The organism is Streptomyces sp. SD15, assembly GCF_054462255.1.
Genome location: NZ_JBTLMO010000033.1, coordinates 12,355 through 36,567 on the forward strand (window position 1 = coordinate 12,355; position 24,213 = coordinate 36,567).

Here is a 24,213-nt window from a genome sequence, read left to right on the forward strand (position 1 = left end):
TGATGCGCACGGCCCTCAGCCTGCCTCGATGTGCGTGGCCCTCAGTCTCGATGCACACCTCAGCTGTGATGTGCGTGGCCCTCAGTCTCGATGCACACAGCCCTCAGCCGTGATGTGCGCGGACCCGGCGTCGGTGTTCCTGCACGGCCGCGGTGTAGACGTCCGCCGTGGCCGCGGCCGCGGTGTCCCAGCCGAAGCGCTGCGCGTGCCGGGCGGCGGCGTCCCCCATCCGGGCGGAGAGCGTACGGTCGTCGGCGAAATCGCGCAGCACGCGCGCGTAGTCCACGGGATCGTGGCCGGGGACGAGGAACCCGGTCTCCTGGTCGCGCACGGCGACGGGGAGCCCACCGACCTCGGCCGCCAGTACCGGCGTACCGGCCGCCTGCGCCTCGACGGCGACCAGTCCGAAGGACTCGCTGTACGAGGGCATGACCAGCACCGACGCGGCCCGGAACCAGTCCGCGAGCTGGTCCTGCCCGACGGGCGGCCGAAAGCGCACGACGTCGGCGATGCCGAGCCGAGCGGCGAGCTTCTGCAGTCCTTCGGGCTTGGCGAGACCGCTGCCACTGGGACCGCCCACTACGGGGACCACGATGTCGCCGCGCAGCTCGGGGCGCTCGTCCAGCAGGACGGCGACCGCGCGCAGCAGGACGTCGGGAGCCTTCAGGGGTTGAATGCGGCCCGCGAAGAGCGGGATCAGGGCATCCTGCGGGAGACCCAGGCGGGCGCGGGCGGCGGCGCGGCCGTCGGCCGGGCGGAAGCGGTCGAGGTTGACGCCAGGGTGGACGACGGCGACCTTGCCACGGTCGGCCTCGTAGTGGCGGACGAGTTCGTCGGCCTCTTCGGCGGTGTTGGCGATGAGACGGTCGGCGGCGCGCACGATCTGGGTCTCGCCGATGACGCGGGCGGCCGGCTCGGGGGTGTCGCCCTCGGCGAGCGCGGCGTTCTTGACCTTGGCCATGGTGTGCATGGCGTGCACCAGGGGCGCGCCCCAGCGCTCGGCGGCGAGCCAGCCGACGTGGCCGGAGAGCCAGTAGTGGGAGTGCACCAGGTCGTAGTAGCCGGGGCGGTGACCGGCCCAGGCCTGCATGACACCGTGGGTGAACGCGCACAGCTGGGCCGGGAGGTCCTCCTTCGCGAGGCCCTCGTAGGGGCCGGCGTCGACGTGGCGGACGAGGACGCCGGGGGCGAGTTCGACCGTCGGCGGCAGGGCGGCCGTGGTCGCGCGCGTGAAGATCTCGACCTCGATGTTGATCGCGGCGAGACGCTGGGCGAGCTCCACGATGTAGACGTTCATGCCGCCGGCGTCGCCCGTGCCGGGCTGGTGCAGCGGCGAGGTGTGCACGGAGAGCATCGCGACGCGACGGGGCCTGCGGTGCAGCCTGAGCCTCGTGGACGCCGCCGGGGAGCGACGCCCGAGCCTGCTGACGTACTGGCTCACGTGGCGTTCCTCCTTGCTGCGGGCATGCCGTCGGAGGATGCGCCGCACCCTCCGAGAGAAGGAACGTCGGACTGAGCGACTCCATTTCCTCTTTGCCGAATGATTACCCTTTGTCGCTCAACCGTTCGATGGAGGGCCGCGTGGGGTAATGCTGGTTTATCCACAGGGGTGTACGGGGGAGGCGCACGGGTTGTCCACAGGTGTGGCCGCGGGCGGGAGGGTTGTCCACAGGTCCGCTCGCCCTTCCTCGTATCCGCCTACTCTCGTACGCATGACAACCCGCGCAGCGTCCCGCCCCGTGGGAACGGTGACGCGCGGGACCACGAACCCCAACCGCCTGCGCCGCATGGACCGCTGGATCGCGGCCGCCCACGGCGCCGAACTGCGCAGGACCGCCGACCCGGTGGCGGTCGACCTCGGATACGGGGCGGCTCCGTGGACAGCGGTCGAGCTACTGACCCGCCTGCGCACCGCCGCTCCGCGCTCGCGCGTGGTGGGAGTGGAGATCGAGCCGGCCCGGGTCGCGGCAGCGCGGCCCTATGAGCGCGAGGGCCTCGTCTTCCGGCACGGCGGCTTCGAGGTCCCGGTGCAGGGCAGGCCCTCCCTCATCCGGGCGGCGAACGTGCTGCGGCAGTATGACGAGGAGCAGGTCGCCGCCGTCTGGGAGCGCCTGTGCGCACGCCTCGCCCCGGCGGGGCCCGGATCCCGGGGCGGGCTGCTCGTCGAGGGCACCTGCGACGAGATCGGCCGCCGGCACGTCTGGGTCGCTCTCGGCCCGGAGGGCCCGCGCACGGTCACCTTCGCCACCCGCCTGGGCTCCCTGGACCGCCCGTCGGACCTTGCCGAGCGCCTGCCGAAGGCCCTGATCCACCGCAACATCCCGGGCGAGCCCGTGCACGCGTTCCTGCGCGACTTCGACCGCGCCTGGGCTGCCGCCGCGCCCTACGCCTCGTACGGCGTGCGGCAGCGCTGGATACGCACGGTCCGCGACCTGACGGCCGACTGGCCGATAGCGGACGGGCTGACGCGCTGGCGACAGGGCGAAGTCACGGTGCGCTGGGAGGCGTTGGCTCCGCGGGGGTGACTCTCGGCCGTGCCCCGCAGTCCTGCGGCGGGGACGTGTTCCGGAAGCGTGACGTACGTGGACCCCGGGCGTAACGCGCAGGCGTGAAGTACGTGAAGTGCGGGCGAGTTGCGCGGGCGCGATGCGCGGGCGTGCTCCACTGACGGTCGGTGACCACCGCGCGCCAGTGACCTGCGGGGGAACGAACTCCGTGACTGGTTCGTCACACTGGTGGGGAGATCGTCTTGCGGAAGGGGGCCCGGGGGGAAGGGAGTTCTTGCCCGCCTCTGTCGTATTGCGCGACGGCGTGGCACGATCCCGAGGCGTCCGTAAGTTACTGACGGTAAATCAGTTTGGGGGCGGAGCAATGGGATCCGGCAAGCGGAGCCTGACCACGGCGGCCATGGTCCTGGCCTGCGCCTGCGCGGTGCTGGCAGCACCGGGCGTGGCGTACGCGAGCCCGACACCGACACCCACAGGCGCCGGCGCGGGCACACCGACGCCCACCCCGACAACCCCCCAGAGAAGCAAGGACCTTGAGGCGGTCCGCAAGAAGCTGGACGCCCTCTATCACGACGCGGCGGTCGCCACGGACGCGTACAACGCGGCGGAGGAGAAAGCCACGCAGCAGTCCGCCGAGATCGTCGACCTGGCCCGCGAGATCGTCAAGGGACAGTCGGAGCTGGACAAGTTGAAGGACCTCGCGGGCGCCGCGGCCCGGTCGCAGTACCGGGGCGGCGGGTTGCCGCCAGAGGTGCAGCTGTGGCTGAGCGACAACCCCCAGGAGTACCTGGCCGGCGCGGACCGGGTGCGCCAGGGCGAGCACGCGACCAAGGGCTTGCTCGCCGAGATGACGCGTACGCAGCAGGACTTGGAGCAATACGCGAAGGACGCCTCCACGCAGTGGAAGAAGCTGGAAGCCAACCGCGAGGCCAAGGCCGAGGCCCAGAAGGAGATCACGAAGCAGATCTCCGCCGCCGAGAAACTGGAGTCCCAGCTGGAGAAGGCGGAGAGGGAGCGGCTGGCGAAGCTGCAGGAGGAGGCCGCGTACAAGGCGCAGACGGCCTGGCTGAGCTCCGGCGTTCTTTCGGAGATCAACGGCAAGGCGTCCGGGCTGGGCAAGGAGGCCGTGAAGTATGCGACCGAGCAGATCGGCAAACCGTACGAGTGGGGCGCCGAGGGCCCGAAGTCGTACGACTGCTCGGGGCTGACCTCACAGGCCTGGGTCACCGCCGGCCAAGGCATTCCGCGCACCTCGCAGGAGCAGTGGAAGCAGCTCACCCGGGTCGACATCGAGGACATGCGCCCCGGCGACCTGATCATCTACTTCGACGACGCCAGCCATGTCGCGATGTACGTAGGCGACGGCGCGATCGTGCACGCGCCACGGCCCGGGCGGACGGTGACGATCGCGGGGGCGGGTTCGATGCCGATATTGGGAGTCGTACGGCCGGACGCGTGAGGCGTGAGGCGTGGAGCCCGGGCCGGCCGAGGAGGTCGGGCCCACCCGGCGATTGAGGTCGAGTCGGTCCGGCGATTGAGGTCGAGCCCGTCCGGCAATTGAGGACATATCGGCGTCGCCGCACGTGACGCACGGCACGTGACCTACCCCACGGTTGCCGGCCCCCGTCAACCTCGGGGACGTGACGTTCGTCATTCCCGGCAAACCCGCATCCTGTCCAAGTGCGGTACAGGATGCGGCATATGACGGTGGCCGTTTGCCGGACGCCGTGCCGTACACCATTCCGCTGCGGCGTCCGCTACCGCTATGGTCCCCGTCGGTGGGTCGAGGACCTTCGACCCCACCACGCCCTCGGGGGGAGGGAAGGAACCCAGACGATGCCCGTACCCGTACCGCGGCAGAGAGCGATCCCGGCCGTGGAGAGTGGTCAGGGTCCAGCCGCGTTCTCACCCGTCGGCCCATCCGGAGCCCCAGCCGGAGCAGGATCGGCGCCCGTCGCCGCGGCCCCGGCCGACCACAGCTCCACCAACCTGACCCTGCTGGTCATCGAGGACGACCCGGCCGGTTCGCTGAGCGTGCCCGAAATGCTCGACGCGGCCGGTAAGCCGATCCGCATCCGTACCGCCCGCAACCTCACCGAGGCCGAGCGGCTGCTCACCGACGACGTCCACTGCCTCCTTCTCGACCTCGCGCTGCCGGCCCCGGGCCGAGCCGCCGAGAGCGACGACGAGCTGGCCACGCTCAAGCACGTGCTGCGGCTCGCCCCCCGGCACGCCGTCCTCGCGCTCACCGCGTCCGGGGACTCCGAGCGCGGCGCGGAGGCCGTGCGCGTCGGCGCCCAGGACTATCTGTTCCGCGACGAGCTGGACGGTCGGCTGCTGAGCCGCGCGATCCGGTACGCGGTGGAGCGGAAACGTTCCGACAGGGCCGAGCGACGGCTCACCGAGTCGAGGCTCCGCGCCCAGGAGAACGCGCGCCTGGAGCGCGGCCTGCTGCCGACCCCTCTCCTGGAGGGATCGACGCTGCGGTTCGCCGCGCGCTACCGCCCCGGGCGCTCCCGGGCCCTGCTCGGCGGCGACTTCTACGACACGGTCCGGACGGCCGACGGCACGGTGCACGCCATGATCGGCGACGTCTGCGGGCACGGGCCCGACGAGGCGGCGCTCGGCGTGGAGCTGCGTATCGCCTGGCGCGCGCTGACGTTCGCGGGGCTGTGCGGCGACGATCTGCTCTCGACGCTCCAGCAGGTCCTGGAGCACGAGCGTGAGAACGACGAGATCTTCGCGACGCTGTGCACGGTGGACATCGCGCCGGACGGCCGTCGCGCCGGGCTCTGCCTGGCCGGTCACCCGTCGCCGCTGATAGCGCGCCCCGGCCGCCCCGCCGAGCTCCTGCCGTACGAGAACGGCGGCCCGGCGCTCGGCCTGCTGTCCGGCGCCCGCTGGCCACGCCAGCAGGTGGAGCTGGGCGGCGAGTGGAGTCTGATGCTCTACACGGACGGCCTGATCGAGGGCCGCGTCGGCGAGGGCAACCAGCGGCTCGGCCAGGACGGCATGGTGGACATGATCCGCCGGCAGCTCTCTCAGGGCATGGAGGGCGAGCAGCTGCTGCGAGCCGCGGTGAACGAGGTGCGCGAGCTCAACGGTGGGGAGCTGACGGACGACGTGGCGGTACTGCTGCTGGACCGGGCGCCGTAACCGTCGTACGCCTGGGAGACCGGGACGGGACGGTGGGCGGTCGGCTGGGTCAGCGGCCGCCGTTGTAGGGGCCGTAAGGGCCGTCGCTGCTGCTTCCGCCGCGGCCGCGGCCACCGCCGGAGACCTGACGGAGCGCGGGGCGGACATCCACGAAGAAGACGATCGTGGCGACCAGGCCGGCGATCTGCAGGAAGATCATCGGGACCAGCAGGTTCACGGCGACCGTGACGCCCAGGATGATCAGCCAGAACATCTTGTTCTGCTTGTCGGCCGCGCGATACGCGTCGTCGCGCGCCACCGCGGCCATCACCAGTGCCACCACGGCGAGCACCAGCATGGCAAGGAAGATCACCGACATGAAGCCGCTGAATGCCGTCAACAGCACTATGCCCACCGCCCGGGTCGAGTCGTCTCTATGGCCACCGTACCCGGAGAACGGGCCGGGAACTCTGAGAGTGCCCGGCCCGTTCTCCTCCACCTAAGTGATCTTCTTGATGCGCGTCAGTTCGCGGGCGGCGTCGCCTTCTTGGCGACGGGCTTGCGGACCGGGACGGGCTTCTTCGCCACGGGCTTCTTGGCCGAGGTGGCTTCGGCGGCGGCCGCGGCCGGCTTCTCCTCGCCCTTGACCGCGACGGGCTCCGCCTTCGGCTCGACGGCCACCGCCAGTTCCTCGATCTCCTCGGCGGCCTCGCCGCGCCAGGTCTTCACGGTCTGCTCGCCGTGCTCGGCGACCTTCTCGTAGGTCTCCCGGGCCTTCACGGCGTACTCGGCGGCGACGCCGACACTGCGCAGGGCGATGTCCTGAGCGGACTCACCGAGCTTCTTCAGATCGGTGTCGAGGGTGCTGATGAACTCCGTCACCTTGGTCTGGATGGTCTCCTGCGCCTCCTTGGCACGGGCGGAGGCCTTCTCCTGGACGGTGTTCGGGTCGATGTTGCGTACGGTCTCGATGCGCGCCGGGGCCTCGGCGCGGATCTGCTCCACCAGGCCGGGGACCTTCTTGGCCTGCTGGACGGCCAGGTCGGCGGTGCCGGCCAGGAAGTACAGCGGGGTCGGGTCCGTGGCGGCCTTGCGGATGTCGTCGGTGATGGCCATGGCGAGGGTCCTCCCGGAGTCGCTTTCAACTGAGGGTTTTGGTGGTCCGCGGCGAGACCGGTCGGTCTGCGGCTGTTGCCGGCGGTACTGATGGTGCAGGCGGTGCAAGTGGTGCAGGCGGTGCAAGTGGTGCAGGTAGTGCTGTTGTTGCTCGTCTCATGCTGTTGTTGCTCGTCAACCGGCGGTCTGCTGCGGACCGGCATCGCTGCCGTCGGCCGTGCGGGGGCCCAGGACTGCGGTGTCCTGCGGGTGCCGGGTATCCGATATGCCCTGTGCCATGTCCTGCGCCGAGTCGTGCGCCATGTCCTGGGTGATCTCGAACCCGTTCTCCTTGCGGAAGGACTCGTAGATCTGGAGCAGCACCTGCTTCTGCCGCTCGTTCAGCGTGGGATCGGCGAGGAGGACGGCGCGCGTCTCCACCTCGTCCCGGTCCCGCTCGGCGTCGAGGATGCCGGCCCGCACATACAGCGTCTCGGCGGAGATCCGCAGCGCCTTGGCGACCTGCTGCAACACCTCCGCGCTCGGCTTGCGCAGCCCGCGCTCGATCTGGCTCAGATACGGATTGGACACCCCGGCGGCCTCGGCGAGCTGGCGCAACGACAGCTGCGCGTTGCGCCGCTGCTCACGCAGATACTCACCGAGATTCCCGACGTTGAGCGATGCCATGCCTCCACCTTGCCGCATCCCTGCTAACAATTGCAAGCACCCGCTTGCAAAAGTGCGCCGCGCCATGCGCACGCCCCTACGCACTCCGCAGGGCGGGATACCCGACAGGGGCGAGCCTGGGCCTTCGTCCGGGATTTCGCCGCAGCCTGGCAGCTCCCCTGTACGTCTGCGGGATCTCAGCCAGGACAGCCACTGACCTGGGAGTCGATCCGGGCGGCCGTCCCCGGACACTGGGCATGCGGATATCCCGAGCTTCCGGAAGCCGGTGACCTGGCGTTCTGAACCGCTCAGGGATCGGTGGAGGCTCCGGACCGGCCCGAGTCGGGCGGCAAACGGTGCGGGCGTCGAAAGCACCCGGGAGCGTGAACTACGTACCTCGTACGGGGAAAACGCTGGGCCCACCGCTTGGTGATCATCGATGCTGCCTGTGCCCGAGCCTTCCGGCTTCGGGCCTCGCGCACTCACAAGGAGATCGTCCATGAGCGTCCGCCGCTTCCTGTTCACCGCCATCGCCGCCGTGGTCCCCGCCACCAGCGCCATGGCACTCGTCCTCGGCGCGCCCGCCACGGCCGCCGCCAACCCTTGCGGGTTCTACGAGACGGGCAGCGACGCGTACTACAACCACTGCACGAGCGACGGCTCGCGCGTCGTCATCGAGGTAGAGGTCTGGGGCCCGAACTACGAGAAGTGCGTGGGCCCCGGCGTCACCTGGCTGGGCTCGGCCAGCAAGATCGACGGCGCGCGCTACGTCAATCGCACCTGCTGATATCCCATCCCTGTGCGGCCCACGGATGTAGGTGGCAGCACCCGACCTGCCCGCACGTCCGCGACGCCCAGGACCGGTTCGGCCGATCATGCCGCAGACGCGGGGCTACCGGCCGGCAAACTTCTCGGCGAGGCCGAGCGGGTCGTCGGCCGCGGCCGGACGGGCGAGGCGGGAACGCTGCTCGCCGAATCCGCGGCCTCCGTCGAGGGGCGCAGGGCGTCCGGCCGTACGGCGACGACGGCGCCTGCGTACACGCGGGCACCCAGAGCGACCAGGTCGCGGGCGGCGAGGATGCCGAAGCCCCGCGGTCTGGATGCGCGGCTCCGCCAGGCTGACGTGGACCTCCGTGAGCCCCGTCAGCTCGCCTCCCGTTCCGCCAGGAAGTCCTCCCAGGTGCGCTTGCCGATGTCGGCGCCGTCGAAGGAGAGGTTGTCGCCCGCCCGGTAGGCGCGGCCGGCCTTTCCGGGCATCCGGAGCGGCAGCAGCGGGCGGCGCTTGCCGCGGGCCTCGAGGTAGCCGTGCAGAAGGTCGCCAACGCCGTACACCTTGGGGCCGGTCAGGTCGGGCACCGCGCCGGCCGGATCGCCGAGCGTCAGTTCCACCAGCCGGGCCGCCACCTCGCGCGAGTCCACCGGCTGGAAGCGCAGACCGCCCGGGACCGGGACGACCGGCAGTTTCGTCATCTTCTCGGCCATCGTCAGGACCAGCTCATGGAACTGGGCCGCGCGCAGCATCGTCCACGGAATGCCGGATTCCGTCACTGCCTTCTCCGCGGCCAGCTGGGTCTTGAACCAGCCGAGCGGCAACGTGTCCGCCCCGATGACCGAGATGTACACGAGGTGCCGCACGCCGGCCTTCGCCGCGGCCCGCACCAGGTTCCGCGTCACCCGGTCGTCGCCCTTGGTGCCGCCCGCGAGGTGCAGGACCGTTTCGACGCCCGCCACCGCGGACTCGATCCCCTCGCCCGTGAGCAGGTCGACGGCGACGTACTCGATGCCGCTGTCCGGCGCGGATGCGGGACTGTGGCGGCTCAGAATCCGTACGTCGTGCCCGGCCGCCCGCAGCAGGGGGACGACGTGGCTCCCGAGCGTGCCCGTACCGCCGGTGACCAGGATGGGTGACGTCATGGCTGCTCCAAGTTCGCGGGGACCGGGGGTTCGAAGAGCCCTGAGGGTTCGAACTCCCCTGTCCCATCAGCGGGTTCTCGATGGTCTACTGCTCTGACACCCCGCGCGGAAGGAATGTGACACGGTGAGCGAGAGCGCGTTGACGGCGGAGCGTTTCGAGGAGCACCGGTCCCCTCTGCGGGCGGTGGCCTACCGCATGCTCGGCTCGGTGAGCGAGGCCGACGACGCCCTCCAGGAAGCCTGGTTGCGTGCCGGCCGCGCCGACACCCGCGACGTCGAGAACCTCGCCGCATGGCTGACCACGGTCGTGGCCCGGGTCTGCCTGAACCTGCTCCGCACACGCGAGCGCCGGCGCGAGGAGTCCCTCGACGTACGCCTCGACCTCCACCTCGACGTACCGTCGGCCGATGCGGCCGTCGGCCCGCAGGACGGCCGGGATCCCGAAGAGGAAGCGGTGCTGGCCGACTCGGTCGGGGTGGCCCTGCTGGTGGTACTCGACACGCTGGCGCCGGCCGAGCGGCTCGCCTTCGTGCTGCACGACATGTTCGCCGTGCCCTTCGACGAGATCGGCCCGATGCTCGAGCGTTCCCCGGCCGCCGTCCGCCAGCTCGCCAGCCGCGCCCGGCGCCGGGTCAAGGGCGCCCATCCGCTGCCCGGAGCCGATCCGGCCCGTCGGCGCCAGGTCGTCGACGCGTTCCTCGCCGCCACCCGCGGCGGGAACTTCGACGCGCTCGTCGCCCTGCTCCACCCCGACGTGGTGCTGCACGCCGACAAGGCCGTCGTTCCCACGTCCGAACCCGTCGTGGTCCGCGGTGCCCACACCGTGGCCAAGGGCGCGATGGCCGCCACCGGGCGCGCCCGGTTCACCGGGCTCGCCCTCATCGACGGAACGGTCGGGCTGGCGATGGCCCCGCACGGTCGGCTTTCCCTGGTGCTCGCCTTCACGATCGTGGACGGGCTCATCACCGAAATCGATGTGGTTGCGGAGCGGGAGCGGCTGCGCCGGCTCGATATCGCCGTTCTCGAAGACTGACGCAGTTCCCGGAGACGGAGGCCGTTCTCGAAGACCGACTCCATCCCCGAAGACTGACGCCGCCCCCGAAGAGCGACGCCGTTCCCGATAAAAGCGCCAAAGAAATACGGCATTGCCTCGGCGCCCGTGTGGCGTTACCGTTGCGCCCATGACTGCCGGGTCGGCCTTGTGCCGTGAGCGAGTTGGTTGCCCGGCCTCCGAGTGAGGCCGGAGCGGGGTAGATCCCCGCCCACCCTTTTCTTCTCTCATTCTTTGCGCGTTCCGCTTGCGGATTTTCGCGCCTCCCCCTCATTCCCCTCCCTCACGGACGCGTACGCGCCGCGTGGCGATTACCCCTGCCCAAAAACAAAAGAGCGAAGAAAACGGAGAAAGCAGAGAATGCCCAACGACTTCAACCAGCAAGTCATCGACGAGTTCCGCACCCACCACGGAAAAGTCGGCGGATACTTCGAGGGAGCCCGACTGCTCCTGCTCACCACCACCGGCGCACGGACGGGAACCCCACACACGACGCCCGTCGGCTACTACCCCGACGGCGACGAGCGGGTCCTCGTCATCGCCTCGGCCGGGGGCGCGCCGAAGCACCCGGACTGGTTCCTCAACCTCGTCGCCAACCCGCGCGTGAGTGTCGAGAGCGGTGTCTTCCTGTACGACGCGGAGGCCGTCGTACTCGAAGGCGCCGAGCGCGACCGTCTCTTCGCCCGCGCGGTGGAGGCCGACCCGGGATGGGCGGAGTACCAGGCGAAGACAGACCGCGTCATCCCCGTCGTGGCGCTGCACGCGATCGCGCACGACGGCCCGCCGAACGTGAACGCGGGCTCCATGGGCGAGGCCCTGAAGGTCATCCATGACGGCTTCCGGCGCGAACTCGCCCTGATTCGCACGGAGTTCATGACACCAGGTTCGGGCTCCGCCCTCGGCGCCCAGCTCCGCGTCAACTGCCTCACCCTCTGCCATGGCCTGCACAACCACCACACCGGGGAGGAGATCGGCATCTTCCGCGTCCTCGCCGACCGCGTCCCCGAACTCGCCCCGGCCCTGGACCGGCTGCGCGACGAGCACCAGCGGATCGCCGTACTGGCCGAAGAGCTGCGCCGGGTCGTGGGCGAGGAGTACGCGGACCCGGCCCGCGTACTCCCGGAGGTGGTGCGCCTCACGGACGAGCTCGAAGCCCATCTGACGTATGAGGAAGCGCAGTTGATTCCCATCCTGGACGCGGCGGCGACCACGACCGCCCGCTGAGGCGAGCGGCGAGCCGAGTGATCGGACCGCCCCCGTACGTCGCGGAGGGCGCCGCGAGCGTCGTCCGGGCGGCCACCGTCCCGGACGACGGTCCGACCGGCGGTTTCTTCCGCGACAGGCAGCCCCTTCCTTGATAGATCAGCAGATCACCAGGGCAGCGGGCGCGCGTGCACCACATCCAGCCGCGACACCGCCCTCGTCAGCACCACGTACAACCGGTGCAGCCCCCGCGCCTCCGCCTCCGCGACCGCCGCCGGCTCGACGGCCACGACATGGTCGTACTCGAGCCCCTTGGCCAGGGTGGCGGGCAGCACCGTGACCCGCGCGCCCAGTTCGTCGGGCTCTGCGGTCTCGATCCCCGCGGCATGGAGTGTCTCCCGCAGCCGTACGACCTCCGCGTCGGCCGCGATGACGCCGATGGACCCCTCGTGGGCGAGCGCGCGGCGCACCGCGTCGACGGTGGCGGGCAGTACGTCGGGGACCTCCGCGACCCGCAACTCGCCCTCTCCGCGCAGGGATCGCGGTGGCGGGACGCGCACGTCGAGCCGCGCCAGCAGCCGGTTGGCGAGCTCGACGACGGCGCCCGGTACCCGGAACCCGGTCGTCAGCGGCACGACGGCCGCGTCCGGCTTCCCCAGGTGTCCGAGCAGTTCGCTCCAGTCCCGAGCCGCCCACGGTGTGGTGCCCTGCGCGAGGTCCCCCAGTACCGTCAGCGACCCGAAGGACGCCCGGCGCGCGATCGCCCGGCACTCCATCGGTGACAGGTCCTGTGCCTCGTCGACGACCAAGTGGTCGTACCCTTCCGGGTGTTCGATCAGTCCGGCGACCTCGTCGAGGAGGACGAGGTCGGCGGCCGACCACCGCGCCGACTTGTACGAGCGCGGCGGCTTCGCCCACAGGATCGCCTTCTGCTCCTCGGCGTCCAGTACCCCGTCCGCGGCGGCGGCCAGCGCCTCGGCGTCGGTGAGGAGTTCGGCGACGACCTCCTCGGGTCGCACCCGGGGCCAGACCGCGTCGACGTACGCGCTGACCGGCCGGGCCCGGGAGATCTTCTGCACCCAGGCGTTGGTACAGGGCCCGGCACGCCATTCGGCCTGCTCCCGCACGTACCGCACGGCCCGCGTCCGCACGCGCTCACGCCCGACGGCGTACGGGAGCTCTTCGGCGCGTACGCCGTCCACGATGCGCCGGAGTTCGCCGGCCGGGACGCGCCAGCGGTACGAACCGTCCGGCACGGAGAGGGAGTCGACCTCGCCGCCGACCCTCCCGTACAGGGCCCGGCGCAGCACCTCCGCCATCCGCACGTCGTGCTTGACGACGGCGGCGCGCTCGTCGTCCTCGGCCGAGGCCTTGACGAGGTGGCGGGCGATCTCGTCCCCGATCGCCGACTGCCGTACGCCGGTCTCGCCCAGGGCGGGCAGCACCTCCGCGATGTAGGAGAGGAAGGTGCGGTTGGGGCCGAGGATCAGCAGTCCGCCGCGGCGGATGCGCTGCGGGTAGGTGTAGAGGAGGTACGCGGCCCGGTGCAGGCCGACGGCCGTCTTGCCGGTGCCGGGGGCGCCCTGCACGCAGACGGAGGCGGCGAGGTCTCCTCGTACGAGATCGTCCTGCTCGGGCTGGATGGTCGCCGCGATGTCGCGCATGGGTCCGACGCGAGGGCGTTCGATCTCGCCCGCGAGAATGCGGCTTTCCGCCGCTTGAGCGGTGCCGATGTGCTCGTCCTCGAGCGCCGTGAGGTCGGCGGAGTCGCCTCGGCTGCCGGGCGCCCAACCGAAGCGGCGGCGGACGGCGACGCCCTGGGGGTCGCGGGCGCTCGCCTGGTAGAAGGCGCGCGAGACGGGGGCTCGCCAGTCGACGACGAGGGGCGGGGCGGCGGGGTGCTCGGTGATGCGCAGGCGCCCGATGCGGTAGCTCTGGCCGGCGTGGTCACCGGCCGCACGGTCCGCGCGCTCGAAGTCGAGCTTGCCGAAGAACAGCGGGCCTTCGGGGAGTTCGCGCATCTCCTTGGCCTTGCTGCGCAGCCGGCGGCCGAGCACTTCGGCGTCGGCACCGGAGGCGGAGACGTCCTCGCCGGTGACGACCTGTTCCTCGGCGCCCTCGACCATGGCGGCGAGGGCGGCACGGCAGGTGTCGTGGTACGCGCGTTCCTGGGCGAGGGAGCGGGCGAGGGCAGGGTCCGGTGACGTCATTCCGTCAAGAATACCGGAATAACGTAACCGAGTTAATTTCCTTACCAAGTAACTGCCGGATGGCTCTCAGATGAGCGGCCACTGAACAACTTCCGGCTCGATGCTCACGCGAACCGCGGAAGCCCCGCCCCGAGCTGAGCGAACGCCCGCTCGGCCGCGACCACGGCATCCCGCCCGACCTCCGTCGCCCGCTCCCCCGCCGCGATCCGGCGCCAGTTCTCCTGGGCGAGGATGCGTCGTACGGCGGTGATCTGTCCGGCGGCGATCCGGGCGTCGAGGTTGCCGCCGAGGGCCTCGGCGAGCGCCGCCTCCGAGCGCTCCAAGTACGCGTAAGCGCGTGCCACCAGCGAGGGGGTCCCGTAGAGCAGCCGATGGAAGGCGAGGACTGCGGGGTGGTCGTTGAGTCCGGTGACGGGGTCGTACCGGCGCAGGCCGTCCAGGAAGTGCTCGCGGAGGGCCTCGATCACCGACTGCCCTTCCGCGCGGCCGGTGACGACGCGCGCGGCCTCCGTCTCGTGATCGGCGAACCGGTACAGGACCAGATCCTCCTTGGCCGGGAAGTACCGGAAGAGGGTCGGCTTGGAGATCTCGGCGGCGGCCGCCACCTCCGCGACGGACACGGCGTCGAACCCCTTCTCGAGGAAGAGTCCGATCGCGATGTCGGAGACAGCCTGGTACATCCGCTGCTTCTTGCGCTCGCGCAGCCCGATCTCACCCATGACCCCGAGCCTACGCATCGGGCGGGGCCGTCCGCGCTTGACCTCAATCGGGCTTGAGGTCGAAGACTGCTCGCGAGAGGTCTTCGCGGGTTCTTTAGGCAGGAGCATGGGATGCGAGCAGCACAGGTGAAGGAGTTCGGCGGCCCGGAGGTCCTGGCCCCCGTGGAGATCCCCGACCCCGTCCCGGGGCCGGGCGAGGTCGTCATCGAGGTGGCGTACGCGGACACGCTCTTCTTGGAGACCCAGCTGCGGGCGGGCTGGGGCGGCGACTACTTCCCGGTGGCGCCTCCGTACGTTCCCGGTGGGGGCGTGTCCGGTGTCGTCGGCGCCCTCGGAGCGGGCGTTCCCGCCGACTGGCGGGGGCGCAGGGTCACGTCCTTCGTGACGGGCAGTTACGCGCAGAGGGCCGTGGCCGCGGTGTCGGCGCTGACGGTCGTACCCGACTCACTGGACCTACTCCCGGCCGCGGCCCTGGTCCACGACGGCGTCACGGCGCTCGGCCTGCTCGAACTGACCGCCGTGGGCCCCACCGACCGCGTGCTGATCCTGGGCGCCTCCGGCGGCATGGGCACCCTGCTCGTCCAACTGGCCCACACGCGCGGGGCCCGGGTGGTCGCGGTGGCCCGGGGGGACGCGAAGCTGGCTCTGGTACGGGAGCTGGGGGCGGACGACGCGGTGGACGCCACCCGGGACGACTGGGTGCCCGCCGCCCGCCGGGCGCTCGGCGGGGCCGTCGAGGGCGCGGACGTCGTGCTGGACGGTGTCGGCGGTCACGTGGGTGCCGCCGCCCTGTCGCTGACAGCCGACGGCGGCCGCTTCTCGGCCCACGGCGCGCCCACGGGTGGCTTCGCCGCCCTCGACCCGGAGGAGGCCACCCGTCGGGGCATCAGGCTCTTCGGTATCGGGGACGTCCAGTTCACCCCCTCCGACCTGCACCGCCTCACCTCCGACGCCTTCACCGAGGCGGCGGCGGGACGACTGCGGCCGGTGATCGGGGAGGTGTTTCCGCTGGAGCGGGCGGGGGACGCGCATGCGGCGGTGGAGAAGCGGAGGTTGGTGGGGAAGGTGCTGTTGGAGGCGTGACGGTGATGCGCCGCCTATGAATGCCTGGTCCTGCGGGAAGTCTCCGAGCGGTGTGACGAGTCAGACGTCCGCGGAGACCCCGGCTGACCGTCGACCTCCATGGCCTCCGTGCGGCAGCGCACGGGCAAGATAGGGGTTCGCGGTCAATTTGCCCGAGAGCCCCAGCGCCGCTGTGGCTTCGGCCAGGGTCATCGCATAGGAGTCCACCGCCCGGCGGACGTTGGGGGCATCCAGGCTGTCGCCGGTCACGAGGCGGTCGAGGTCCACATAGGCCGAGCGGACTACCTCCATCCACCGGTACACACGCCAGTCCTCGCGCCAGCCCTTTGTGCAGTCTTCCGGCAGCCGACGATCCCAGCGGGAGAACAGCCGCTCGCGGATCTCCGGGCGCGTGGGGGTGAGATGCATGTGGCGGACCAGGTCGTACAGCGGGTCGCCGACGATCGCCATCTCCCAGTCGATGAGGATCAGGCCACCGTTCTCCCGGCGCACGAGGTTCCACGGATTGAGATCGCCATGCAGGAGCACGGGCCGGCGTGGGGCCAGGGTGTGGCGGTCGAGGATCTCGCCAAGACGGTAGCCGTTGGGGAGTCCCAGTTCTCGGGTCAAATCCCGGGTGGCCTTGGGGAGTTCGTTCACCATGCGGACCAGTTCGTCTCGAAGACCCCTGTAGAAGTCCCACCCGTCCAGATCGGGATCCAGCTGTTCGCAAGCGACGAAGGTCAGAGCCCGGAGCTGATCCACGAGATCGTCCGCCTCGTGCGGCCGCAGGCCGTCCGCGGGGTGATCCGGCGGGCGGAACTCGTCGGCCGGCCCTTCGTACGAGTGGATGGTGAACTGCTCCTGCAGGCCACTGGTCCCCAGGGCCAGCACTCTCGGGGCACGGACAGAAACGTTTGATCGCTCGATGGCGTCCAGGACGACGTGCTCGTTCAGGAACCGGCGCTCCCGAGCATTCGCCGAGCCGACCTTCCGGCGGACCATGACGGGAAACGGGACTCCCGACACACGGACCGCCGTGTTGAGATGGGCCGTTCCCTTGAACACGCGGTCCGCGGAGGCCGCCCCCTCCTCGAACAGTGCCTGGCTGACGGAGGATGCGGAGAACTCCGGATGCGGCGGGACTCGAGGGTCGCGTTTCCAGACGATCTGCGAGACCGACCTGTCCCGGTTGTGCCGGCCTCCGTGGGACTCGTTCCAGCGGAAGAGAATGCGCTCGATCCCGGCCTCGTCCGGCACGCTCATGAGCCGCAGCGGCTCCTCGGCCTCCAACAGGGCCCGATGTACCGCCCGTGTCGCCGCGTCCAGCTGCGGCTGGTCGATGGAGTCGCCGAGCGAGGTGGCGGCGCGCATCACATCCGGGTAGACGGATTGCGCGCGCTCGAAGGCCAGGTAGTGCCTCAGGTCCCGGTCGAGACCATGCACGGCCTTGGGGCGCCGCCGCCCCATGACCTCGCGCCACGTCTCGACCACCTCGGACCGCTGGTAATCGGGGTACTTCATCCGCACCAGGTGTGTGGCGAGGTCGTGCAGCGGATCACCGTACGTCGCCAGCTCCCAGTCGACGCAGATCAGTGGCGGATCGCCGTCATAGGAGACGATCACGTTGTCCCGGTGCAGATCCGTGTGGAGCAGGCTGAAGGGGCGGCTGATGAGCGCCGGCACCCGTTCCGCGAAGCGCACCAGCGCGTCTTCGGGGATGCCCAGCATCGCGAACAGTCCCCCGAAGTCGGCCCAGTTGCGCTGCCGGATCTGCTCCTCCGCCGCGAACGCCAACGCCCGCAGAAAGGCTCTGCTGTCCCGGCTGGAGCGGGGCCAGGACGTCGGCAGCGGAGGCAGATGCTGCCTGCGCACCTGCGTCATGTCCGCGAGAAGACCCGCCAGAGCGGCGATCAGACCGCTGTCCACATGGTTGCCGTCGGGGCAGACGCGTGACAGCGGCACGCCTTCCACGTAGCTGAGAATGGTCAGGTCCCCATGCTTGACCAGGCACCGCGGCACGTGCGGCAGCACTCCGCTGATCGTGTTGAGGATCTCCGCCTCGTCCTGCCAGGTCCTGATGACCACGGGCAGCGCCGAGGGAATCCGCTCCCGCACCGTCACCGGTGCCCCGCCCTCGCAGGCCACCAGACGGGAGGCCTCCTTCGTGAGCGGCCGCACCATGTAGTTCCGGTTGTGGTGTCCTCGGCCGAACGAGCCGAGCGCCCTGGCATAGCGCACAAAGGCCTCGTACGCCGTGTCCGCCGCGCTTTCCAGAGCGGGCGGGCCAGGCGGGCCCGGCATCGGCGGAACGCCCACGGGTCACTCCTGAATAACTGTGCGATATCGCTGATGTTCATGCACCACAACTAGGGTGAGCACACCCTAGTGCCCACCCGAGCGCGTGGCCGAGCCGACTCCGGAATCTGTGCTTACTTGAGAGAGAGTTGTACCTCTCGGAAACATCGCGCCGTTGGAGGCTCGATCGACCCCGAGTCGCTCAGGGCTCCGCGAGCAGGTTCCAGCAGGAGTCGAACCAGGCCTGCATGTTCTCCATGAACACAGACCCGGAGGAGTCCGGGTCGCCCTCGTCGTTGACGTGGCGGGTCAGTGTCGAGCCCAGGCCGAGCACATCGATGGCGTCGATCTCCGTGCCGTCGTCCAGCAGGATGGCCCGCTCCACTATTTCGTACGCCCCGAACAACGCCTCGGCCCGCGGGCGCAGATACAGCTTGAACGCCGGAACCAGCGGTACGTGCCGAATCTCCACCCTCGCGGATGCCACCAGGCCTTCGCCCTGGAGATCACGCAGGGCGGCACGCAGCGACATCGTGTGCCGCCGGGTGATGGCCCGCAACCGCTCCTGGACCTGCTCATGCAGCCGGTCCAATTGGCCGGGTTCCTGCGGCTCCGCGCCTTCGTCCGCCTTCTTGGCGCGAGGATAGGGAAGCTCGAGTGACTCCGAAGGCAGCAGTATGCGCAGCTCGATGCGGTCGGGCCGCACCTCCCCGAGGCGGATGTTCTCGGCCTGCAATCGGATATGAGCGTCCAGGGACTCGGACGTGAGGGTGAAAACATCCAGTTGTACGACGGGTCGGGCGAAGGCACGGGCGACGAAGGTGCCCAGGGCCGCGCGCACCCGGGGAGCCTCCGTCTTCGGCGCCACCAGGTGTATCGGGCTCTTCACCACCCGCGTCCCGCTGCCTTGACGGGACTTGATCCAGCCTTCGCTGATCAGCTCCCGCACCACCCGCTGCACCGTGTCGCGCGAGACCCCGAACGCCTCGGCGAGTTCCCGTTGAGGGGGCAACTGGGAGCCCACCGCGTACGTGCCGTCGGCGATACCCCCACGCAGCATCTCCAGGACACGCTCGAACTCCGTGCCGCCTGTCTCGCCGCGTTCTTCCGTCACACCGCGACGGTACCTCGCCCCACCCAGGAGCAAACCGCTTCCAGTCACATTGGCGGCTGGGTTCGGCCGCCGTAAAGCTGGAAGTGGACCGACCGTTAAGGGATCAACCAGACAGGGCAGACCAGAGCCAAGGCAATCAGTCCAATTGGACGACTAGTTGATCGGTTCACTGAAGCGGACGGGGTGGGGTACGTGGTCTTCTTCCAACTGGTAGGCACGGGGATCGAGTTCTGGATATCCCAACTGGTGCGGACGCACCTCGGGTTCGCAGGTCTGGTCCTGTTCACGGTGGCCCTGTTGGGCGTACAGGCGGAGCATCCCCGCCTGGCCCGCTGGTCGGCCGGGGTGCTGGCGGGCCTCTTCTTCCTGCTGACCCTTCAGCTTCAGGCCTGACGCCTTCAGGACCAGCACCTTCAGGAACGGCTCCTTCGGGCCCGCCCCTCAGGCCTGCCCCCGAAGGACCCGCAAGACCGGCTCCAGTGAGCCCACCACGTCCTCGGCCCCCGCCTCTCGGAGGAGCTTCTCCTTGTAGGCGTTACGCGCGTAGCCGAGGAACGGGACGTGGGCCTGTCGGGCGGCGAGGAGGTCCGAGGGGGCGTCGCCGATCATGAGGGCGGTGGCGGGGGCGGCGCCCAGGGCGTTCAGGGCGCGGTTGAGGCAGTGCGGGTCCGGCTTGAGGTGGTGCAGGTTCTCGGTGCGGCCGTAGACGTTGGGGGCGAAGCATTCGGTGAGATCACGGCTCGCGAGATAGCTGAATGCGGTGCGGGCCGAGTTGTTCGTCGCGATCGCCAGCCGCGCGCCGATGGCACTCCAGGTCCGGATCAGCGGATCCGCGTACGGGGTGGGCCAGGCGGAGGGCACCGCCTTGAGTTCCTGCTGGGTGAGCCGTTCCTCCAGTTCGGCCACCAGATCGCTGTGCGGGTGGCGCCGGTGGACGGCGTACAGGACGACCATCGGGTCCGGGTGGACCTGCTCCTCCTCCGTCAGCAGCCCTCGCAGCCCCTGCCGCTCCAGCCACTCCACCAGGTCCTTCGCCACATCCTCCGCGGAGTGCCCCGCGAACAACCGGCAGATCGGTCCGTCGAAGTCGAAGAGCACGAAGCGGGCGCGTTCGATCACTCCCCGCAGATTCTCGGTCTGCGCTGTCACCCGTTCGGTTGTCACCAGTTCGGTCTGCGCCGTATCAGAAGTCACTAGGAGAGTGTCAGGTCCGTGGTGATGGTTTCCCAGAGGGCGTCGAACCACTTCTGGGATTGCTCCACGAACGCGGCGTCCCGCTGGCCGGCCCGCTTCTCGAAGGAGAAGAGGAGGGACTCGGACCCCACGGCGTCGTACATGTCCAGCGTTCCACTGGCCACCTCCTCCTCGCGCCGCATGACCATGTAGTAGGCGATTAAAGCCTCGACACCGTTGAGCAGGTACAGCTTCACGGGCGGGGTGAAGGGCAGCGCCCGGAACGTCACCCGTACGTCGATGCCGTGCGAGGAGCGCAGGGCGCGGAGGTTGTGCTGGAGGACGTGGACCTGGGCGTTGCGCTGGGCCAGCCAGCGTTCGTGGACCGGGTCGCCGTCGCCGTCGTCGTCACGGCGGCCGTCGACGGGAACCGGGAAGGCCAGGTTGATCTCCCGGGACGGGAGCAGGATGCGGACGTCGATCGACTCCGGGCGGATGCGGCCCTCATGGATCTGGCGAACGGGTTCGCCGACCGCCAGCATCAGCGTCTCCGCGGTCAGGCAGGCGGCGTCGACACGGACATGAGGCGCCGAGAACGCCTCCGCCAGACGGGGGGCCAGACCGACCATCGTCGTCTGCGGCTCGTCGCGTGTCGGCGTCGTCGAGGCGATCCGCGGCGGGCTTCCCTTGCTGACATTGCTGAGCAGGCCGTCGTCCTGGAGGGCGCGGAGAGCCTGCCGTACGGTGCTCCGCTCGACGCCGAACTCCTCCGCCAACTCGGCCTGCGTCGGCAGGCGGTCTCCCGCCTTGAGGTCCCCGACGCGTATCCGCTCCCTCAGGACGTCGGCGATCCCCTGGGGCGAGATCCTTCTGCTGCCGTTCACTGCAACGTTCTCCTGGGTCACGACCAAACGCTACAACTCCCCTCCATCTACAGGGAGTTGTTTGAAAGTTGTTTATGACTCCTAGCCAAGTGGGGACAACTTAATCAGAGTTGGTCGCCAACTTGGCCAAGTTGGCGGAAGCTTTACCTCCCACCCCCGAGTCCCACCCGCGCCCCACCCCAGAGGAACCACCACGCCACAGTAGAAGCAGGAGTACCCACCATGCCCGCCATCGCCCTCCTCTCCGCCCTCTTCGTCGTCGGCTTCAACCAGTTCGTGGAATGGCAGTACGGCCCGGCAGGCATCGTCGGCCTGCTGCTCCTCAGCATCGGAATCAAGGCGAAGAGCCCCACCTGCAGCTCCATCGGGGCGGTCGTCCTCGCCCTGATGGTCGCGGGCCCCGCCCTGTGAGCCGCATCCCGCCCGGCCGGGAGGCCTCAGCCTGAGAGCAGCAGCTCCGAGCTGATGGTCTCCCACAGTGCGTTGAACCACAGGTGGGACTGCTCCACGAACGTGGTGTCCCGCAGCCCGGCCCCCTGCGCGAAGGGGAACAGCATGGACTGGGTGCCCTGGACGTCGTACATCTCCAGGTACTCGTGGTCGATCTCCTCCTCGCGCCTGGTCAGGGTGTAGTACGCGAAGAGCGCCTCAGCCCCGTTGAGCAGGTACAACTTCACGGGCGGGGTGAAGGGCAGCGCACGGAAGGAGACGTTGACGTCGATGCCGTGCGTGGCACGCAGGGCGAGCAGGTTGTGCCGCAGCACCTGGCCCTGGGCATTACGGTTGGCCAGCCAGTTGCGCTGGAGCCGGCCGTCGGCCGACGCGTCCACCAGGGCGGGAAAGGCGAGGTCGATGTCGCTGCTGGGGAGCAGCAAGCGGACGTCGACCCTGGCCGGTTTTATACGCCCCGCATGAATTTGCCGGAGGGGCTCGCCCATGGAAAGGGTCAGTGATATCGACGTCAGGCACAGCGCGTCGATCTCCACATGGGGGGCCGCGAAGGCTGCCGTTATCCGCCCACCGAGGGCCACCGTGGTGGGCTGCGGCGAGGCTTCGGGGCCGGTCAGAGCCCGTTCCACGGTGTCGGCGACGGTCGCCGGGCTCCCCTTGGACACGTTGACGAGCAGACGTTCGGACTGCAGGATGCGCAGCGCCTGACGGACCGCCCCGCGCTCGACCCCGAACTCATCGGCCAGCTTGGCCTGCGTGGGCATGCGCTGTCCCGGCCGCAGCTGACCGGACCTGATCCGGCTGCGCAGCTCGTCGGCCACCTCGCGATGTGACCACTGTGGCCGTGGTGACCTGTTCCGCCCATTGACGGCGGCGTGTTCCGGTTCCACGACCAAACACTACAACTTCCCGCCATCTTTGGGCAGTTGCCGGATAGGTGGTTATGAGTCGACCCAACGCGGAGATAAGTATGAGTGAGTTGGTCGCCAACTTGAGCAACATGGTCAAACTTCCCGGGGGTTGGCCGCCTGAGTCGCATCAGTCGACCAGGTGGACGGTCCCAGCGGGGGTCCACCTCCCCGTCCCCAAGAAGGGACCGTCATGCCGCTCATCGCCTTCGCCATCGCCGCCCTCGCCATCGGATTCGAACAACTCGTCCAGTGGAAGTACGGCCCGATGGGCCTCATCGCATTCGCCGTGCTGACCATTGGCCTCAAGGCCAAGAACACCACCCTCAGCGGCATCGGGGCCGTGATCCTCGTGGTGCTGCTCGCCCAGTCCGGCTGATCGGACGCCGTCCGGCAGTCCGGCTGACCGGGCTCCCTTCCGGAGGGGAGCCGGGAGCTCGGTCAGTCCGCGTCACCGAAAACAACTGCATAACTACGGATGACCGACCCCACCACGAGAAGAAGAAGGAGGCGAAAGAAAAGACAGGAGTACGACTCGGAAGTGCTCCGGGCACCACGGTGGCCCGGACGTGCGGAGCAGGGCGCCGACAACGGAGGCGGCGCTCTCCCGCCCTTCCCCCTCGCCACCCGGCCACAGGGTCGCCAACTCACCTGTTTCCACAGTGAGTTCGGCGCCCTTCGTGGCACGAGGCCTTCAGGCCCGCTCAGAACGCCGCCCGAACCTCCCCCACCTCACGCGCTCCCCCCAGCAGCGGAGCCCGCCCGATGCGCGACGCCACCGGCGCGTCCACCCCCAGCAGAGCCAGCGCACGCCCCAGCACGGGCCCCAGCGCCCGCCCGCCACCGTCGTCGATCTTGAAGGCAAGCGCCCGGCCGTCGGGAAGGGCCACCGCCTGGACAGCCTCCGCGCCCATCTTGGAGAGCGACCCCGGCACCTCGCGCATCAGCCAGGTGTCAGGACGCCGGGTACCGGCGACGTACTCCGGGTGAGCCCGCATCGCGTCGGCGACCCGGCGCTCTGCGGAACCGGGAGCCGCGAGGACGAAGGAGCGGAAGGCCCGGGCCAGGCCCGTGAGGGTGATCGCCATCAGCGGAGCCCCACAACCGTCCGTACCCACCGCCGCGACCGGCTCCCCGGCAGCCTCCTCGACCACGGTGTGGATGAGCTGCTGGAGCGGGTGCCCGGGGTCGAGGTACGAGTCCAGCGGCCAGCCCCGCAGCGCGCACACCGCGAGCATCGCCGCGTGCTTGCCGGAGCAGTTCATGGTGACCCGGTCGCGCACGGCGCCCGCGGCGAGATACGTCTCCGCCTCCGTCGGGTCCAGCGGCAGATCCGGCGGGCACTGCAGCTGCGTCGCGCTCAGCCCGTGATCGGCCAGCATCTTCCGTACGAGATCAAGGTGGAAGGTTTCTCCGGAGTGGCTGGCGGCGGCGAGGGCCAGACGTTCGCCGGTCAGCTCCAGGCCGGCCCGCAGCACACCCGCCGCCTGCATCGGCTTGTTCGACGAGCGCGGGAAGATCGGCGCCGTCACGTCACCCACCGCCCGCTCGACCGCCCCGTCCGCGGCCAGCAGCACCAGGCTGCCCCGATGGTGCCCCTCGACGAACCCGGACCGGACGACCTCTGCGAGTACCGGAGAAACAGGGGCCGGAGAAACAGGGACCGAGGAAACAGAGGGTATGGAGGGGTTTGCGCGGGGGGCGGACATCGGCGGTGGCCTTCCGGGACGGGGACCCGCCCCGGCGGCACCGGGCTTTCCCGGTCGCGGCCGCACGCGACCACGGAACAGGGCGGAGTCAGTCGTGCGGCCCGGCGCCGGATGT

The 24,213-nt window shown here is 69.9% G+C and carries 23 protein-coding genes; 10 read left to right on the forward strand and 13 right to left on the reverse strand.

Going from position 1 to position 24,213, the window contains the following annotated elements:
- Positions 1 to 103: 103 nt before the first annotated feature.
- On the reverse strand, positions 104 to 1,441 hold the full coding sequence (gene mshA, locus ACX28W_RS28320; protein WP_459002472.1) for a D-inositol-3-phosphate glycosyltransferase: 1,338 nt from the start codon (positions 1,439 to 1,441) through the stop codon (positions 104 to 106).
- 271 nt (positions 1,442 to 1,712) lie between these two features.
- Here mshA and ACX28W_RS28325 point away from each other — a divergent pair, with 271 nt between their 5' ends.
- The 3 genes from ACX28W_RS28325 (at position 1,713) to ACX28W_RS28335 (ending at position 5,663) form a co-directional block, all read left to right on the forward strand.
- Positions 1,713 to 2,525 carry a class I SAM-dependent methyltransferase gene (locus tag ACX28W_RS28325; RefSeq protein ID WP_459002473.1) on the forward strand — a complete coding sequence of 271 codons (813 nt, stop codon included), beginning with the start codon at positions 1,713 to 1,715 and terminating at the stop codon, positions 2,523 to 2,525.
- A 346-nt stretch (positions 2,526 to 2,871) separates the two neighbouring features.
- Complete coding sequence (locus ACX28W_RS28330) at positions 2,872 to 3,966, forward strand: C40 family peptidase (protein WP_459002474.1); 1,095 nt, start codon at positions 2,872 to 2,874, stop codon at positions 3,964 to 3,966.
- 377 nt (positions 3,967 to 4,343) lie between these two features.
- The gene (locus ACX28W_RS28335) at positions 4,344 to 5,663 is read left to right on the forward strand and encodes a PP2C family protein-serine/threonine phosphatase (RefSeq protein ID WP_459002475.1); all 1,320 of its coding nucleotides are present in this window, start codon (positions 4,344 to 4,346) and stop codon (positions 5,661 to 5,663) included.
- 49 nt (positions 5,664 to 5,712) lie between these two features.
- On the opposite strand, the gene ACX28W_RS28340 is transcribed toward ACX28W_RS28335, so the two are convergent.
- From ACX28W_RS28340 to ACX28W_RS28350, 3 genes are all read right to left on the reverse strand, one after another.
- Positions 5,713 to 6,048: a DUF2516 family protein gene (locus ACX28W_RS28340; RefSeq protein WP_362067280.1), complete on the reverse strand. Its 336-nt coding sequence runs from the start codon at positions 6,046 to 6,048 to the stop codon at positions 5,713 to 5,715.
- Positions 6,049 to 6,164: 116 nt separating this feature from the next.
- Positions 6,165 to 6,758, reverse strand: a complete 594-nt coding sequence (locus ACX28W_RS28345; protein ID WP_459002477.1) for a hypothetical protein — start codon at positions 6,756 to 6,758, stop codon at positions 6,165 to 6,167.
- Between the two features lie 174 nt (positions 6,759 to 6,932).
- On the reverse strand, positions 6,933 to 7,424 hold the full coding sequence (locus ACX28W_RS28350) for a helix-turn-helix domain-containing protein (protein ID WP_459002478.1): 492 nt from the start codon (positions 7,422 to 7,424) through the stop codon (positions 6,933 to 6,935).
- Between the two features lie 538 nt (positions 7,425 to 7,962).
- Between ACX28W_RS28350 and ACX28W_RS28355 the strand changes: the two genes are divergently transcribed.
- Positions 7,963 to 8,190 carry a DUF6355 family natural product biosynthesis protein gene (locus ACX28W_RS28355; RefSeq protein ID WP_459002569.1) on the forward strand — a complete coding sequence of 76 codons (228 nt, stop codon included), beginning with the start codon at positions 7,963 to 7,965 and terminating at the stop codon, positions 8,188 to 8,190.
- A 356-nt stretch (positions 8,191 to 8,546) separates the two neighbouring features.
- Here the strand turns inward: ACX28W_RS28355 and ACX28W_RS28360 are convergent, their stop codons facing one another.
- Entirely contained in the window at positions 8,547 to 9,317 is a 771-nt protein-coding gene (locus ACX28W_RS28360; RefSeq protein ID WP_459002479.1) for an SDR family oxidoreductase, read from the reverse strand.
- A gap of 124 nt (positions 9,318 to 9,441) precedes the next feature.
- Here ACX28W_RS28360 and ACX28W_RS28365 point away from each other — a divergent pair, with 124 nt between their 5' ends.
- Positions 9,442 to 10,350, forward strand: a complete 909-nt coding sequence (locus ACX28W_RS28365; protein ID WP_459002480.1) for a sigma-70 family RNA polymerase sigma factor — start codon at positions 9,442 to 9,444, stop codon at positions 10,348 to 10,350.
- Positions 10,351 to 10,728: 378 nt separating this feature from the next.
- Positions 10,729 to 11,592, forward strand: coding sequence for a nitroreductase/quinone reductase family protein (locus ACX28W_RS28370; protein WP_459002481.1), 864 nt, complete (start codon positions 10,729 to 10,731; stop codon positions 11,590 to 11,592).
- Positions 11,593 to 11,738: 146 nt separating this feature from the next.
- Here the strand turns inward: ACX28W_RS28370 and ACX28W_RS28375 are convergent, their stop codons facing one another.
- Together ACX28W_RS28375 and ACX28W_RS28380 are read right to left on the reverse strand one after the other, a co-directional pair.
- Entirely contained in the window at positions 11,739 to 13,781 is a 2,043-nt protein-coding gene (locus tag ACX28W_RS28375) for a HelD family protein (protein WP_459002482.1), read from the reverse strand.
- A gap of 104 nt (positions 13,782 to 13,885) precedes the next feature.
- Positions 13,886 to 14,500 carry a TetR family transcriptional regulator gene (locus ACX28W_RS28380; RefSeq protein WP_459002483.1) on the reverse strand — a complete coding sequence of 205 codons (615 nt, stop codon included), beginning with the start codon at positions 14,498 to 14,500 and terminating at the stop codon, positions 13,886 to 13,888.
- Between the two features lie 111 nt (positions 14,501 to 14,611).
- Between ACX28W_RS28380 and ACX28W_RS28385 the strand changes: the two genes are divergently transcribed.
- A complete protein-coding gene (locus tag ACX28W_RS28385; protein WP_459002484.1) occupies positions 14,612 to 15,583 on the forward strand; it encodes a zinc-binding dehydrogenase in 972 nt (323 codons plus the stop codon).
- Between the two features lie 60 nt (positions 15,584 to 15,643).
- Here the strand turns inward: ACX28W_RS28385 and ACX28W_RS28390 are convergent, their stop codons facing one another.
- Positions 15,644 to 17,881 carry a phosphotransferase gene (locus ACX28W_RS28390; protein WP_459002485.1) on the reverse strand — a complete coding sequence of 746 codons (2,238 nt, stop codon included), beginning with the start codon at positions 17,879 to 17,881 and terminating at the stop codon, positions 15,644 to 15,646.
- A 181-nt stretch (positions 17,882 to 18,062) separates the two neighbouring features.
- Positions 18,063 to 18,974: a GntR family transcriptional regulator gene (locus ACX28W_RS28395; RefSeq protein ID WP_459002487.1), complete on the reverse strand. Its 912-nt coding sequence runs from the start codon at positions 18,972 to 18,974 to the stop codon at positions 18,063 to 18,065.
- Positions 18,975 to 19,166: 192 nt separating this feature from the next.
- Here ACX28W_RS28395 and ACX28W_RS28400 point away from each other — a divergent pair, with 192 nt between their 5' ends.
- Positions 19,167 to 19,367 (forward strand): hypothetical protein, encoded by a 201-nt coding sequence (locus tag ACX28W_RS28400; protein WP_459002488.1) that lies wholly within the window; start codon positions 19,167 to 19,169, stop codon positions 19,365 to 19,367.
- A gap of 48 nt (positions 19,368 to 19,415) precedes the next feature.
- On the opposite strand, the gene ACX28W_RS28405 is transcribed toward ACX28W_RS28400, so the two are convergent.
- Entirely contained in the window at positions 19,416 to 20,168 is a 753-nt protein-coding gene (locus tag ACX28W_RS28405; RefSeq protein ID WP_459002489.1) for an HAD family hydrolase, read from the reverse strand.
- Complete coding sequence (locus ACX28W_RS28410) at positions 20,168 to 21,058, reverse strand: GntR family transcriptional regulator (RefSeq protein ID WP_459002490.1); 891 nt, start codon at positions 21,056 to 21,058, stop codon at positions 20,168 to 20,170. The genes ACX28W_RS28405 and ACX28W_RS28410 overlap by 1 nt, the downstream gene beginning before the upstream one ends.
- 195 nt (positions 21,059 to 21,253) lie before the next feature.
- Between ACX28W_RS28410 and ACX28W_RS28415 the strand changes: the two genes are divergently transcribed.
- Positions 21,254 to 21,442 (forward strand): hypothetical protein, encoded by a 189-nt coding sequence (locus tag ACX28W_RS28415; protein WP_459002492.1) that lies wholly within the window; start codon positions 21,254 to 21,256, stop codon positions 21,440 to 21,442.
- Between the two features lie 26 nt (positions 21,443 to 21,468).
- On the opposite strand, the gene ACX28W_RS28420 is transcribed toward ACX28W_RS28415, so the two are convergent.
- Positions 21,469 to 22,377, reverse strand: coding sequence for a winged helix-turn-helix domain-containing protein (locus tag ACX28W_RS28420; protein WP_459002493.1), 909 nt, complete (start codon positions 22,375 to 22,377; stop codon positions 21,469 to 21,471).
- 205 nt (positions 22,378 to 22,582) lie between these two features.
- On the opposite strand from ACX28W_RS28420, the gene ACX28W_RS28425 reads away from it, so the two are divergent.
- The gene (locus ACX28W_RS28425; protein ID WP_459002494.1) at positions 22,583 to 22,768 is read left to right on the forward strand and encodes a hypothetical protein; all 186 of its coding nucleotides are present in this window, start codon (positions 22,583 to 22,585) and stop codon (positions 22,766 to 22,768) included.
- Between the two features lie 325 nt (positions 22,769 to 23,093).
- Here ACX28W_RS28425 and ACX28W_RS28430 read toward each other — a convergent pair whose 3' ends face one another.
- A complete protein-coding gene (locus ACX28W_RS28430; protein WP_459002495.1) occupies positions 23,094 to 24,098 on the reverse strand; it encodes an asparaginase in 1,005 nt (334 codons plus the stop codon).
- Positions 24,099 to 24,213 lie beyond the last annotated feature (115 nt).